General features: G+C 68.4%; 13 protein-coding genes and 2 pseudogenes. 11 read left to right on the top strand and 4 right to left on the bottom strand.

Annotation, left to right across the window (positions count from 1 at the left end; all coding sequences use genetic code 11):
• Window positions 1-201: 201 nt before the first annotated feature.
• Window positions 202-2,235 carry an NADPH-dependent 2,4-dienoyl-CoA reductase gene (locus tag AQ610_RS29970; RefSeq protein ID WP_006028021.1) on the bottom strand — a complete coding sequence of 678 codons (2,034 nt, stop codon included), beginning with the start codon at window positions 2,233-2,235 and terminating at the stop codon, window positions 202-204.
• Window positions 2,236-2,331: 96 nt separating this feature from the next.
• On the opposite strand from AQ610_RS29970, the gene AQ610_RS29975 reads away from it, so the two are divergent.
• The 3 genes and pseudogenes from AQ610_RS29975 to AQ610_RS37800 all read left to right on the top strand — a co-directional run bounded on the left by AQ610_RS29975 (window position 2,332) and on the right by AQ610_RS37800 (window position 4,118).
• The gene (locus tag AQ610_RS29975; RefSeq protein WP_006028022.1) at window positions 2,332-3,423 is read left to right on the top strand and encodes an AraC family transcriptional regulator; all 1,092 of its coding nucleotides are present in this window, start codon (window positions 2,332-2,334) and stop codon (window positions 3,421-3,423) included.
• A gap of 76 nt (window positions 3,424-3,499) precedes the next feature.
• A pseudogene (locus AQ610_RS29980) lies at window positions 3,500-3,700 on the top strand (hypothetical protein); the annotation flags it as partial.
• A 63-nt stretch (window positions 3,701-3,763) separates the two neighbouring features.
• Window positions 3,764-4,118 (top strand): annotated as a pseudogene (locus AQ610_RS37800) (nuclear transport factor 2 family protein).
• A 198-nt stretch (window positions 4,119-4,316) separates the two neighbouring features.
• On the opposite strand, the gene AQ610_RS29985 reads toward AQ610_RS37800, so the two are convergent.
• Together AQ610_RS29985 and AQ610_RS29990 are read right to left on the bottom strand one after the other, a co-directional pair.
• On the bottom strand, window positions 4,317-4,529 hold the full coding sequence (locus AQ610_RS29985) for a DUF1059 domain-containing protein (RefSeq protein ID WP_009915794.1): 213 nt from the start codon (window positions 4,527-4,529) through the stop codon (window positions 4,317-4,319).
• A gap of 174 nt (window positions 4,530-4,703) precedes the next feature.
• Window positions 4,704-5,618 (bottom strand): LysR family transcriptional regulator, encoded by a 915-nt coding sequence (locus AQ610_RS29990; RefSeq protein ID WP_043283009.1) that lies wholly within the window; start codon window positions 5,616-5,618, stop codon window positions 4,704-4,706.
• A 182-nt stretch (window positions 5,619-5,800) separates the two neighbouring features.
• On the opposite strand from AQ610_RS29990, the gene benA reads away from it, so the two are divergent.
• The 4 genes from benA to AQ610_RS30010 are packed head-to-tail and all read left to right on the top strand — an operon-like array spanning window position 5,801 to window position 9,510.
• Entirely contained in the window at window positions 5,801-7,168 is a 1,368-nt protein-coding gene (benA, locus tag AQ610_RS29995) for a benzoate 1,2-dioxygenase large subunit (protein ID WP_006028027.1), read from the top strand.
• Window positions 7,165-7,656, top strand: coding sequence for a benzoate 1,2-dioxygenase small subunit (gene benB, locus AQ610_RS30000; protein WP_006028028.1), 492 nt, complete (start codon window positions 7,165-7,167; stop codon window positions 7,654-7,656). The genes benA and benB overlap by 4 nt, the downstream gene beginning before the upstream one ends.
• Window positions 7,657-7,699: 43 nt before the next feature.
• Window positions 7,700-8,719 (top strand): benzoate 1,2-dioxygenase electron transfer component BenC, encoded by a 1,020-nt coding sequence (benC, locus tag AQ610_RS30005; protein WP_006028029.1) that lies wholly within the window; start codon window positions 7,700-7,702, stop codon window positions 8,717-8,719.
• A complete protein-coding gene (locus tag AQ610_RS30010) occupies window positions 8,716-9,510 on the top strand; it encodes a 1,6-dihydroxycyclohexa-2,4-diene-1-carboxylate dehydrogenase (protein WP_006028030.1) in 795 nt (264 codons plus the stop codon). The genes benC and AQ610_RS30010 overlap by 4 nt, the downstream gene beginning before the upstream one ends.
• Window positions 9,511-9,583: 73 nt before the next feature.
• Here AQ610_RS30010 and AQ610_RS36655 read toward each other — a convergent pair whose 3' ends face one another.
• Window positions 9,584-9,733: a hypothetical protein gene (locus AQ610_RS36655; protein WP_156436746.1), complete on the bottom strand. Its 150-nt coding sequence runs from the start codon at window positions 9,731-9,733 to the stop codon at window positions 9,584-9,586.
• Window positions 9,734-9,789: 56 nt separating this feature from the next.
• On the opposite strand from AQ610_RS36655, the gene AQ610_RS30015 reads away from it, so the two are divergent.
• The 4 genes from AQ610_RS30015 to AQ610_RS30030 all read left to right on the top strand — a co-directional run bounded on the left by AQ610_RS30015 (window position 9,790) and on the right by AQ610_RS30030 (window position 14,008).
• Window positions 9,790-10,275: a MarR family winged helix-turn-helix transcriptional regulator gene (locus AQ610_RS30015; protein WP_009915797.1), complete on the top strand. Its 486-nt coding sequence runs from the start codon at window positions 9,790-9,792 to the stop codon at window positions 10,273-10,275.
• On the top strand, window positions 10,272-10,844 hold the full coding sequence (locus AQ610_RS30020; protein WP_009915799.1) for a cysteine hydrolase family protein: 573 nt from the start codon (window positions 10,272-10,274) through the stop codon (window positions 10,842-10,844). The genes AQ610_RS30015 and AQ610_RS30020 overlap by 4 nt, the downstream gene beginning before the upstream one ends.
• A 22-nt stretch (window positions 10,845-10,866) precedes the next feature.
• Window positions 10,867-11,919 (top strand): FUSC family protein, encoded by a 1,053-nt coding sequence (locus AQ610_RS30025; RefSeq protein WP_006028033.1) that lies wholly within the window; start codon window positions 10,867-10,869, stop codon window positions 11,917-11,919.
• Window positions 11,920-12,568: 649 nt separating this feature from the next.
• Window positions 12,569-14,008, top strand: coding sequence for a sialidase family protein (locus tag AQ610_RS30030; protein ID WP_015602625.1), 1,440 nt, complete (start codon window positions 12,569-12,571; stop codon window positions 14,006-14,008).
• Window positions 14,009-14,021 lie beyond the last annotated feature (13 nt).

Below are 14,021 nucleotides of genomic sequence, written 5' to 3' on the forward strand. Positions count from 1 at the left end.
GTTGCTCGGCGCTTTCGAATGCGCCGCCGCATCGGAGCCGCCAACATGACAGAGCGCGAAGCCGGCGATCGCGACCGGTCGCCTCCGCCGCGTCGCCCGCTTCGACGAGCGTGGCGGCCGGACGCGCGGACAAGCGCCGAACGCCGCTCGAACACGCGCGCCGACCGCGCAAGCTTCGCGCCGCCGCACGCCGCGCCGCGCTCAAAGTCGCGCGGCGAGCCTCGCGCCCTGGTCGATCGCGCGCTTCGCGTCGAGCTCCGCGGCCAGCTCCGCGCCGCCGATCAGATGCACGGACACGCCCGCCGCCTTCAACGGCTCGAGCAGCGCGCGCTCGGGCTCCTGCCCCGTGCACAGCACGATCGTATCGGCCTCGATCAAGGTCGGATCGACGCGCTCCTTGCCGAACGTCACGTGCAGCCCCTTGTCGTCGATCAGCTCATAGTTCACGCCGCCGATCATCTCGACCTGCTTCATCTTCAGCGTCGCCCGGTGGATCCAGCCGGTCGTCTTGCCGAGCCCCTTGCCGAGCCCCGTCGCCTTTCGCTGCAGCAGCGTGACGCGGCGCGCGGGCGGCGCCGCCTCGCCGCGCATCACGCCGCCACGCGCGAGCGTGGGGTCGGTCACGCCCCACTCCGCTTTCCATGCGTCGAGATCGAGCGCCGGCGATTCGCCGTCCTGAACGAGAAACTCGGACACGTCGAAGCCGATCCCGCCCGCGCCGACCACCGCCACGCGCTCGCCGACCGGCTTGTTGCGCGCGAGCACATCGATATAGGTCAGCACCTTCGGATGATCCTGGCCCGGAATGTGCGGATTGCGCGGCGCGACGCCCGTCGCGAGCACGACATCGTCGTAGCCGGCCGCGATCAGCTCGGCCGCGCCGACGCGGCGGTTCAGGCGCAGTTGCACGCCCGTCAGCTCGATCTGGCGTGCGAAGTAACGCAGCGCCTCGTGAAACTCATCCTTGCCCGGAATGCGCTTGGCCATGTTGAACTGGCCGCCGATCTCGGCCGCCGCGTCGAACAGCTCGACGCGATGCCCGCGCTGCGCGAGCACCGTCGCGCACGCGAGGCCGGCCGGCCCCGCGCCGATCACCGCCACGCGCTTCGCGTGCGCCGCGCGCGCGTAGTTCAGCTCCGTTTCATGGCATGCGCGCGGATTCAGCAGGCACGACGCGATCTGGTTCTTGAACGCGTGATCGAGGCACGCCTGATTGCAGCCGATGCACGTGTTGATTTCGTCGACGCGGCCCTCGGCCGCCTTCTTCACGAATTCGGCGTCGGCGAGGAGCGGCCGCGCCATCGACACCATGTCCGCGCAGCCGTCCGCGAGAATCTGCTCGGCGACTTCCGGCCGGTTGATCCGGTTCGTCGTCACGAGCGGAATGCCGACTTCGCCCTTCATCTTCTTCGTGACCCACGCGAACGCGCCGCGCGGCACCGACGTCGCGATCGTGGGCACGCGCGCCTCGTGCCAGCCGATGCCCGTGTTGATGATCGTCGCGCCCGCGCGCTCGACCGCCTTCGCGAGCAGCACGACTTCGTCCCAGTTGCTGCCGTCCGGAATCAAATCGAGCATCGACAGCCGATAGACGATGATGAAATCGCGGCCGACCGCCTCGCGCGTGCGCTCGACGATCTCGACCGGCAGCCGCATCCGGTTCGCATACGAGCCGCCCCATTCGTCGGTGCGCTTGTTCGTATGCAGCGAGATGAACTGGTTGATCAGGTAGCCTTCGGAGCCCATGATCTCGACGCCGTCGTAGCCCGCCTCGTGGGCGAGTTGCGCGCAGCGCACGAACGCGCGTATCTGCCGCTCGATGCCGCGCGCGGTCAGCTCATGCGGCGTGAACGGCGAGATCGGCGACTTGAGCCGCGTCGGCGCGACCGCGAACGGATGGTAGCCGTAGCGGCCGGTATGCAGGATCTGCAGCGCGATCTTGCCGCCCTGCGCGTGCACCGCGTCCGGAATCACGCGATGCCGGCGCGCGGCGGCGCCCGTCGACAACGTGCCGCCGAACGGCTTCGTCCAGCCGGCCACGTTCGGCGCGAAGCCGCCCGTGACGATCAGGCCGACGCCGCCGCGCGCGCGCTCGGCAAAATAGTCGGCGAGCCGCGGCAGCGTCTTGCGGCTATCCTCGAGGCCCGTGTGCATCGAGCCCATCAGCACGCGGTTGCGCAGCGTCGTGAAGCCGAGGTCGAGCGGGGCGAGCAGGTGCGGAAAGGGGGTCGTCATGGGTTATCGCGGGAACGGAAATATCGGGATCGTCACATCGTAGGCGCTTGCGCCGCTTGTCCGTAAGGGGTCAAGCAGCCATAATGCTTGTCATTCATGGCCAATTTTGGCCATTCTCATCCGGTTCACGACACCCGCGTGCGACGCTCGACGAAAGACCAGCTTGGCTTGCGCCGGCCGACGATTCCGGTCGCGTACCTGCGGCATCTGCTGAAGGTGTTCGACGAACGCGGCATCGACGCGCGCGACGCCCGCGCGGGCACCGGCCTGCGCGACGCCGTGCTCGGCGAGCCGGACGCGCGCATCGCGCCGTCGCAGTGGGGGCGGCTCGTGCTGAACGCGATCCGGCTGAGCGGCGACGAAGGAATCGGCTTCGAGCTCGGGCTGCGGCTGCGGATGTCGGTGCACGGCTTTCTCGGCTACGCGGCGCTGACGGCTGCCGACCTGCGTGCGTCGCTGCTCGTCAACGCGCGCTATTCCCGGATGCGCAACCGCCAATACCGGCTGCACTACGCGGAGCGCGACGATGGCGCGACACTCGCGCTGCACGGCGTGCAAGCGAGCCCGGTGCTCCAGCATCACGCGATGTTCGAGATCGTGCTGACCGGGATCGCGCAGAACGTCGGCACGGTGACGGGGCGCGCCGATCCGCCGATCGAGCTGCAATTCGCGTGGCCGGAGCCCGACTATTACGCGCGCTATCGCGACCGGCTGCCGCCTGTGCGCTTCGGCTGCGCGGCGAACGCGCTGTGGGTGTCGCACGACGCGCTCGACTGGCCGTTGCCGCTCGCGGATGAAGTCGCGCACCAGCAGGCGCTCGCGCAGGTCGAGCGCGAATACGCGGACGTGCGTCACGAGGAAGGCGACCTCGTCGCGCGCGTGCGCGCGGAGCTCGCGCAGCCGGCGCACGGCTACCCTGGGCCCGACGAACTCGCGCGGCGCCTCTTGATGTCGGCCCGCACGCTGCGCCGGCGGCTGCTCGATGCGGGCTCCGGCTATCGCGCGCTCGTCGACGAAGCGCGGCTGCGCGACGCGCGCCGGCTGCTGCGCGCGTCGGACCTCGATCTGAAGACGATCGCCGAGCGGCTGCAGTTCAACGATCCGGCGAATTTCACGCGCGCGTTCCGCAAGTGGACGGGGCAAACGCCGAGCGCGTACCGGGAAGCGGGCGGCGACGTCGAACGATAGACGGCGTGCGCCGCGTTCGCTTTGATGTTCACGCACGCACTCACTCACGCGTGCGAGCGGGAGCGAATTTGCGTCGATGCGCGAGATGCGCTATCTGTGGCGCGAGGCGCTGCGCATGGACAACGCAAAGCTCGTCACCGCGCTCGGCCGGGAACCGCACACGCCACTCGACGCGGCGGTCGAAACGCTTGTCGGGCGCAGCCGCTGCGCGCGCCGCGTCTCGATCGTGGCGAGCCCCTCGAGCGCGAACGCGACCTGCGCGCTCGACAGCCGATAGTAGCGATGTCGCCCTTCCGACTCGACGGCGAGGAGCCCCCCCGTCCACGACCTCGACGCGCTGATGGCGCTCTACGCACACGACGCGACACTCGAGACGCCGCTGATCGTCGCCGTGCTGCGAGACCGCGCCGAAGGCATTCTTCACGGCGGCGCGGCGATCCGCGCGTTCTTCGAAGCGGGATTCCTGCGGTTGCCGAACGAGCTCGCGCGCTGGCACCGCACCGACACCTTCTTCACGAACCGGCCGTCAATTGATCTGGGCATATCCGCGCGAAACGCCGCAAGGCGATCAGGTCGACCTGAACGAATCGATCGACGTTGCGGGCGGGCGCATCACGCGCCACCGGGTCTACTGGGGTTGGGTCGGATTCAAGACGCTCGTCGCGGCGATGAAGCGCGCCGAACCGGCCACATGACGCGGCGGGCTCCGGCACGAAAGGAAAAAGACCGCACGCCGCGCGGTCGGCGACGCGCGCCGCCGCGTCCGGGTGCAAACGCGCATCCGCTGTCGACTCACCGGCACGGCAACGGATTCGAACGCGCGGCCCGAACGGATGCGACACGCGCGCCCGCGAGCCAACGCGCACCGACACGCATCGGCGGTTCCGTCGACGCTACGCTTGACGCGGTGCGTCGACGGGCGGCGTGCCGTCGTGGAAAAGCGTTCTTAGCTGCGCGCGCAGTTCCGGCGAATCGGCGTGACGATGCACCGAGACCGCGTGCTGGACGGCCGCCTCCAGCAATTCGTCATCCGAATCAGCGGACATTGCGACGGTGCAGTGCATGTCGCTCGGAAACTCCCGGCAATCGATGTATTTGCGAGCCATGATGCCCTCCTCGCACGAAATATGAAGCAACCTGACGATCGATGGTCCCCCGGGACAATCGCTTCGAAAACGACGATGCCCGCACGTCGAACGAAGTGATGGTTGGATTCTAGGTCACGGCGAAACGGTTCGTTAGGCCAACCGACGAAGGGCGCGAACGCGCAGCTCGCCCGCTCATTCGTGCGGCGGCAAGTAGTCCATCTTGAATTCGTCGTACAACCGATAGATGAGTTCGAGCATCGCGCGAATGTCCTCCGATTCGTCGAGCATCCGCGTGCTCATGATGATCGGCGACACAAGGTTCGGATCGTCGAGCTCCTTGTAGCGTACGTCGTCGCGCTTGAGCCCGTACACGCTGTGCGGCACGACCGATACGCCCTCGCCCGCCGCGACGAGCCCGAGCGCGATCTGCAGCTCGCGCGTCTCGTAGATCCGGCGCGGCTTCAGCGCGCGGTCGTGGAACGCGGCGAGCACCTGGTCCGCATAGCTCGGCCGCGGCGACTTCGGAAAGATGATCAGCGTCTCGCTGACGAGGTCGTGCAGCGACAGCACCGGCTTTTCCGCATCGAGCGGATGCGCGTCCGGCAGCGCGACGATCATCCGCTCCTCGCGCAGCACGATGCGCCGCACGCTCGGGTCCTCATGACGAATACGGCCGAAGCCGACGTCGATCCGCCCTTCCTTCAGCGCCCGGATCTGATCCATCGTCGACATCTCGCTCAGGCTCAGCTCGACTTCGCCATGCTCCGCGCGAAAGCGCCGGATGATGCGCGGCAGCATCCCGTACAGCGTCGAGCCGACGTAGCCGACCGACAGCGCCCGCTCGATCTTGCCGATGCGCTTCGTCATCGATTCGAGCTCGGCCGTCTGCGCGAGCAGTTGCATCGCGTGCGAATAGAAGAAGCGGCCCGCATCGGTCATCTTCAGCGGCCGCGCATGACGCTCGAACAGCATCACGCCGAGCGCTTCCTCGAGTTGCTGGATCTGGCGGCTCAACGGCGGCTGCGCGATGTGCAGGCGCTCGGCCGCGCGCGTGAAGTTCTGCTCCTCCGCGACCGCGACGAAGTAGCGTAGATGCCGCAATTCCATCTTCATACCCCGAGGATATCGATCCGATACTCAATCAGTGTTGGACGCCCCGTTTTACCAGCAACTATCCTCAATCTGACCGCGTTGTCGTCGAGCACTATACCTGCGAAGCATCGTAGGTTCACCCGGGGTTTTCCGCACGGCGCGCGCCGGTCCCGATCAGAGCCCATCAGGAGACGCCCATGATCCCGATCTATCCGGATCGTCACCCGACGCTGCGATGCATCGACGATTTCCTCGTCGAAGACAAGGCGCGCGGCGACTACCGGCTGCACCGCAGCGCGTTCACCGACGAAATGCTGTTCGAGCTCGAGATGAAGCACATCTTCGAAGGCAACTGGATCTATCTCGCGCACGAGAGCCAGATCCCGAACGCGAACGATTACTACACGACCACGCTCGGCCGCCAGCCGGTCGTGATCGCTCGCAATCGCCAGGGCGAGCTGAACGCGTTCGTCAACGCATGCACGCATCGCGGCGCGATGCTGTGCAGGCACAAGCACGGCAATCGCGCGAGCTACACGTGCCCGTTCCACGGCTGGACGTTCAGCAACAGCGGCAAGCTGCTCAAAGTGAAGGACCCCGAAGGAGCCGGCTACCCTGACTGCTTCAATCGCGACGGCTCGCACGATCTGAAGAAGATCGCGCGCTTCGAGAACTATCGCGGCTTCCTGTTCGGCAGCGTGAATCCGGACGTCGGGCCGCTCGCCGCGTATCTCGGCGACGCCGCGCGCATCATCGACATGATCGTCGACCAGTCGGCGGACGGCCTCGAAGTGCTGCGCGGCTCGTCGACGTACACGTACGAAGGCAACTGGAAACTCACCGCCGAAAACGGCGCGGACGGCTACCACGTGTCGGCCGTTCACTGGAATTACGCGGCGACCGTCAATCATCGCAAGACGGACACGCAGCACGAAGACACGATCCGCGCGATGGACGCGGGCAACTGGGGCCGCCAGGGCGGCGGCTTCTATGCGTTCGATCACGGCCACATGCTGCTGTGGACGCGCTGGGCGAACCCCGAGGACCGGCCGAACTTCGATCGCCGCGACGAATTCGCCGCGCGCTGCGGCAGCGATGTCGCCGACTGGATGATCCGGAACTCGCGCAACCTGTGCCTGTACCCGAACGTCTACCTGATGGACCAGTTCGGCTCGCAGATCCGCGTGCTGCGGCCGCTCGCCGTCGATCGCACCGAGGTCACGATCCACTGCATCGCGCCGAAGGGCGAAGCGCCCGACGCGCGCGCGCGCCGCATCCGCCAATACGAGGATTTCTTCAACGCGAGCGGGATGGCGACGCCCGACGATCTCGAGGAATTCCGCGCGTGCCAGCAGGGCTACGCGGGCCGCGCGGTCGAATGGAACGACATGTGCCGCGGCGCCGCGCACTGGATCGAAGGCCCCGACGAAGCGGCGCGCAGGATCGGCATCCGGCCGCTGATGAGCGGCGTGAAGACCGAGGACGAGGGGCTGTATACGGTCCAGCACCGCTACTGGATCGCGACGATGAAGCAGGCGCTCGCCGCCGAAAGGAGCCGCGCATGAGCACGATCGACATCGCCCGCATCCAGGCGTTCCTCTATCGCGAAAGCCGGCTGCTCGATGACAAGGCATGGGACGCGTGGCTCGACTGCTATCACCCGCACGTCGTGTTCTGGATGCCGTCGTGGGACGACGCGGACGCGCTCGTCACCGATCCGCAGCGCGAGATCTCGCTGATCTACTACCCGAACCGGCAGGGGCTCGAGGATCGCGTGTTCCGCATCAAGACCGAGCGCTCGAGCGCGACGATGCCCGATACGCGCACGAGCCACAACCTCGCGAACGTCGAGCACGAGAGCGCCGATGGCGACGTGCACGTCGTGCGGTTCAACTGGCACACGCTCAGCTATCGCTACAAGACGGTGTCGAGCTACTTCGGCATGTCGCGCTACGCGATCGATTTCTCCGGCGGCGCGCCGAAGATCGTCAGCAAGTACGTCGTCCTGAAGAACGACTACATCAACCAGTTGATCGACATCTATCACATCTAGCCGGCCGCGCGGCGCGCGCCGCGCCGCGCCCGAGGAACGCATCATGGAACACCGCATCGCCCTGCAGTTCGAAGACGGCGTCACCCGCTTCATCGCGTGCCGCGACGGCGAAACGCTCGCCGACGCCGCCTATCGCCAGCAGATCAACATCCCGCTCGATTGCCGCGACGGCGCGTGCGGCACCTGCCGCTGCCGGTGCGAATCGGGCGACTACGACCTGCCCGAAGCGAGCTACATCGAAGACGCGCTGACGGCCGACGAAGCCGCGCAACGCTATGTGCTCGCATGCCAGACGCGCCCGCGCAGCGATTGCGTGATCCACGTGCCCGCGTCGTCCGCCGCGTGCAAGACAGACGCCGCGCGCCACGAGGGCACGCTCGCGTCGGTCGAGCGGCTGTCCGCGTCCACGATTCATTTTTCGATCGACGTCGACGAGCCCGCGAAGCTCGCGTTTCTCGCCGGGCAGTACGTGAACGTCGAGATTCCCGGCGTGGGCGCGACGCGCTCGTACTCGTTCAGCTCGCGGCCGGGCGGCGCGCGCGTGTCGTTTCTCGTGCGCAACGTGCCGGGCGGGCGGATGAGCCGCTACCTCGCCGGCGAGGCCGCGCCCGGCCAGCGGATCGCGTTCTCCGGCCCGCACGGCAGCTTCTACCTGCGCGACGCCGCGCGGCCCGCGCTCTTTCTCGCGGGCGGCACCGGCATCGCGCCGTTCCTGTCGATGCTCGACGTCTGCGCGTCGCGCGACGGCGCGCCGCCCGTGCGGCTCGTCTACGGCGTCACGCGCGACGACGATCTCGTCGCGCTCGAGCGCCTCGGCGGCGTCGAGCGTCGCCTCGCCGGCTTCGCATACCGGACCTGCGTCGCGGACGACGCGAGCGCGCACCCGCGCAAGGGCTACGTGACCGCGCACGTCGAGCCCGAATGGCTGAACGACGGCGACGTCGACATCTATCTGTGCGGCCCCGCGCCGATGGTCGACGCTGTGCAGACGTGGCTGCGCGAGCGCGGCGTCACGCCGGTCAATCTGTACTTCGAAAAATTCTCGTCGAGCGGCGCGTCATGAACACTCGCCACGCACCCGGCCGCTTCGACGGCAAAGTGACGATCGTCACGGGCGCCGCGCAAGGCATCGGCCGCGGCGTCGCGCTGCGCGCGGCGCGCGAAGGCGCGACGGCGGTGCTCGTCGATCGCGCGGATCTCGTCCACGACGTCGCGGCCGACATCGTCTGCGCAGGCGGCCGCGCGCTCGCCGTCGTCGCCGATCTCGAAACGTACGCGGGCGCCGAAGCGATGGCGCGCGCGGCCGTCGACGCATTCGGCTCGATCGACGTGCTCGTCAACAACGTCGGCGGCACGATCTGGACGAAACCGTTCGACCGCTACGAAATCGCGCAGATCGAGGCGGAAATCCGCCGCTCGCTGTTCCCGACGCTGTGGTGTTGCCGCGCGGTGCTGCCCGGCATGATCGCGCGCGGCGGCGGCGCGATCGTCAACGTATCGTCGATCGCGACGCGCAGCGTTCATCGCGTGCCGTACGCGGCCGCGAAAGGCGGCGTCAACGCGTTGACCGCGAGCCTCGCGTTCGAGCACGCGGCGCACGGCATTCGCGTGAACGCGGTCGCCGCGGGCGGCACCGACGCGCCGCCGCGCAAGGTGCCGCGCAACACGGAACCGCCGGGCGGCGACGATGCGCGCTGGTATCGCGCGATCGTCGACCAGACGCTGTCGTCGAGCCTGATGCATCGCTACGGCACGATCGACGAGCAGGTTGCCGCGATCCTGTTTCTCGCATCGGATGAGGCGTCGTACATCACCGGCTCGGTGCTGCCCGTCGGCGGCGGCGATCAGGGCTGAGCGTCGCGCGCGGGCTCGGGAAGCCGGTAATCGGGATCGCGACGACGCAACCGCGCGACGTGAGCGGCGGCGTTCAGCACGACCAAAGGACTGGATTGCGGCCAGCCCACGCGCCGAGCGTGACGACCGATCCGATCAACGTCATCCCTGTCAGCAGCGCCTGCTCCTCGATGGCCGCGCCCGCCATCGGCATTGCGCCGCGTCCTGCGTCGCGACATCCCATCCACTCCAATCCGCTCCATATTGCTATAAAAATATAGCTATATTAAAGTAGCCAACATGATCACCGCCCTGCACCTCCAGCAAGCCTCCCGCCTGCGCGGCCAAGTCACCGCGCTCACCCGGCGTTTGCGTCGCGAAGCGCAGGCCGATCCCGTACAGTTCTCGCAACTGGTCGTCCTCGGCGCGATCGATCGCCTCGGCGGCGAGCCCACGCCGTCCGAGCTCGCGTCGGCCGAGCGGATGCGCTCATCGAATCTCGCCGCGCTGCTGCGCGAGCTCGAAAGCGGCGGCCTGATCCGGCGCCACGCGGATCCCGCCGACGGCCGCAAGAGCCGCGTATCGCTGAGCGCGAGTGGCAAGCAAATGCTGTACGGCAACCGCGCGAAGCGCGAGGAATGGCTCGTGCGCGCGATGCACGCATGCCTTTGCGCCGACGAACGCGAGGTGCTCGCCGCCGCCGGCCCGCTGCTCGAGCGCCTCGCGCAATTCGACGAAGCGGCCAGCGCCGCGCCGCCCGCCCCCTCACCCAGGAGCTCACGATGAACACTGCCTTGATCGGACTCGACTACATCGTCGACATCATGCACCCCACCGGCAAGATCGCCCGCAGCGCAGCGCACGCCGCGCAGCGCGACGTCGTCGGCCGCTTCAACCGCGCGCTCGCGGCCGCGAAGCAGAAGGACTGGCTGCGGATCGGCGTCAAGGTCGGCTTCGAGCCGGGCTATGCGGACTTGCCCGCGCATTCGCCGATGTTCGGCCGCGCGAAGGAATTCGGCGCGCTGGACCTGAGCGGTCCCGGCACGGCGTTTCATCCGGATCTCGATGCCGACGCCGTGCAGCTCGTCGTCGTCAAGCCGCGCGTGAGCGCGTTCTACGCAACGCGCCTCGAAGCCGCGTTGCGCGCGCGCCGGATCGAACGCGTGATCGTCGCGGGCGTCAGCACGACGTGGGCCGTGCAGGCCGCCGCTCGCGACGCGCACGATCGCGACTACGAAGTGCTCGTGCTGGAAGACGCGTGCGCGGCCGCGACGGAAGACGAGCATCAGCGCTCGATCGACGCGCTGCGCGGCATCGCGCGGATCGTCACGGTCGGCGATCTCGCGGCGCTGTGAGCGCGGCTCGCGCAAGGCCCGCATGATCCGCGCGATCCGCGCCGCGCTCGCCGCCCGGATCGGCCACGCATTCGACTTGCCGACGCTCGGCCGCACGCTCGTCGTTTGCGCACCGACGATCGCGCTGTACGGCGCGACGGGCGATGCGCGCTGGCTGCTCGCATCGATCGCGACGGTGTCGATCGCGATCGCCGTCGAGCGCGTCGGCATTGCGCCGCTCGGCGCGCTCGCGCAAGGCGCGGCGATTGTCGCCGGCTTCCTGTCGCTGTCGCACGCACTGAGCGCGTGGCCGGCATTCGTCGGCGGCTGCGCGGCGCTCGCGGCCGCGGCCGTCGCGCTGTCGCGCTTCGGCGCGCGGCTGCGCTCGCTCGGCAACTTCGTCTTCATCCCGTCGCTGTATCTGACCTGCGAGGCCGCGGCCGCGCAGCATTGCGCGCCGCGGCTCGTCCCCTACCTGTGCGCGGCGATGCTGCCGCCCGTCGCGCTGTCTTGCGTGCAGGCGCTGCGCGGCGCGCCCGCGGCGCAGCGCCTGCACGCGCTCGCGCGCTGGCGCGACGCACGCGATCTCGGCCGGCCCGCCGCATGGAGCGATGCGGCGCAGGCAATCGTCGCGGTCGCGCTCGCGGCGGCCGTCGCCGCGCTGCTCGTCGAATGGCTGCACATCGACAACGGGCAATGGGCGATCTGGTCTGCCGCGAGCGTCGTCACCGGCGATGCAGCCACCGCGCGCCTGAAGCTGCGCGATCGCGGCCTCGGCGCACTCGTCGGCGTGCCGCTCGGTCTCGCGGCCGGCTACGCACTGCCGCACGGCGCGCTCGTCTACACGCTCGCGACGCTCGCATCGGTTCTCACGCTCGTCGCGTTCCGCCATTACGCGACCGGCTTCGGCGCGCGCTGCGCGTGCATCGCGTGCGCATCGTGGATCGCACAGCAGTCGGCGGCGATCGCCGCCGAGCGCGTCGTCAACGTACTGGCCGGCGGCCTGATCGGCGTCGCGTTCGTGCTCGCGACGCACTGGTTCGCGACGCGCCCGCTCGCGCGATGGCGCAACGCGCGCGCGAATCGCCACGCCTGACTGACGCGGCGAGCGCCGCGTTCGCGCGCGCGGCGCGCTCGCCATGCGTCACGCGCGCCGCTCGCAATACATCGGCATCCGAATCGAGCGCGAACGAACGACGATTCGATGACGTACACGCGTGCTCCGCCCGGAACATCGATGCACCGCCGCATTCGAAACACCAGCCAAACGAAGAACGATTGGCATTTCGCTTACGCGCCTTGCGCACGAAAAGCCCGCGCGATCGGCAAATCTTCCGCCCGATTCTTTCAGCATCCTTAAGCCAATTCCGTCTCTTTCCGACGCTACGCTCTGTTACAAAAAAGTTCCTGTCGCCACGCGCGAAGTTGCCTACATTGCAATCCACTTCGAGGCATTCGTCGCCGTGACTTCGCGGCGCGCGCGGCCGACCGTCGCGCACCGCCGCATGACGGCAGCAACAAGAAACGAGAGAGTCGTACCGATGCGCTGGCGGAACCCAGCGATGGCGGATGGCGACAGTCGATAACGGCGAAGCGAAAGCGAGCGCGGCACCCCGCGCGCGTCGATGACCTCATTCGATCGCGCCGACCAAGGGGGCGGCCCGTGACGACGAACGCGACGTCTCGCGCGCTCGCGCCGCTTTGGTTCGGCAGTCGCCGCCGCCGCTCACCGAGGAGAGTTGTCCATGCGACGCATTGCCTTGCCTGTCTCGTTTGTCACCGGAATCTCCGCCGCGGCGGCCCTTGCGATGGCCGCGGCCGCGCACGGCGCGCCCGTGCTCGTCTCCGGTCCGAGTCCGTTCGCCAGTTGCACGATCGGCGGCCCCGGCACCAACTATGTGAACGCGGAAGTCGAGCCGTGGGTTGCGGTGAATCCCGCGAACCCGTCCAACGTGATCGGCGCGTGGCAGCAGGACCGCTGGTCGAACGGCGGCGCGCACGGCCTCGTCGCCGGCTATTCGTTCGACGGCGGCCTCACGTGGAAACAGACGAACCTGCCGTTCAGCGCGTGCGCGGGCGGCCTCGCATACGAACGCGCGTCCGATCCGTGGGTGTCGATCGGGCCCGACGGCACCGCGTACTCGGTGTCGATCTCGTTCAACCAGTCGAACAACAGCAACTCGGTCGCGGCATCGGTCTCGACGGACGGCGGCCAGACCTGGAGCGCGCCGACGCTGCTCATCGCCGACAACGAGCCGACCACGCAGTTCTTCAACGACAAGGAATCGGTGACGGCGAATCCGAAGAAGGCGGGCACCGCATACGCGGTGTGGGACCGGCTCGAGCAGCCGACCGGCAATCCGCACGCGAACCTGCACACGGCCGCGTATCGCGGGCCGACGTTCTTCTCGAAGACGGCCGACGGCGGCAAGACGTGGAGCGCGCCGGCCGTGATCGTCGACGTGCCGTCGCGGCAGCAGACGATCGGCAATCAGATCGTCGTCGATCCGCGCAGCGGCGCGCTATACGATTTCTTCGATCTGATCCAGCCGCCGTTCAGCGCGGCCGCGGGCAAGGTCGCGTTCATCAAGTCGACCGACGACGGCGCGACCTGGACGAAGCCGCAAATCGTGTCCGGCCTGCAGACGGTGTCCGTCACCGATCCGAATACGAACGAACCGGTTCGCACAGGCGACATCATCCCCGAGCCCGCGATCGATCCCGCGACGGGCCAACTGTACGTCGTCTGGCAGGACTCGCGCTTCAACGGCGGCCTGTACGACGAGATCGCGCTGTCGACGTCGTCCGACGGCGGCGCGACGTGGAGCGCGCCGATCCGCGTGAACACGCCGAGCGGGCGGCCCGCGTTCAATCCGTCGGTGCGGGTGAATTCGGCGGGCGTCGTCGCGGTCACGTATTACGACTTCCGCGATCTGCAGGCCGGCAACACGACTACGCTGCCGACCAACTACTGGCGCACGCTGTCGGCCGACGGCGGCCGCACGTTCGGCACCGAGCGCCGGATCGCCGGCCCGTTCGACATGCGGACCGCGCCTGTCGCTGAAGGCTTCTTCATCGGCGATTACGCGGGGCTCGACACGCGCGGCACGTCGTTCCTGCCGTTCTTCGTGCAGACGAACTCGGGCAACACGGCGAACCGCACCGACGTGTTCGCCGCGCCGTAAGCGGGCGCGCCGC

The sequence above is a fragment of the Burkholderia humptydooensis genome, assembly GCF_001513745.1.
Taxonomy (GTDB): Bacteria; Pseudomonadota; Gammaproteobacteria; order Burkholderiales; family Burkholderiaceae; genus Burkholderia; species Burkholderia humptydooensis.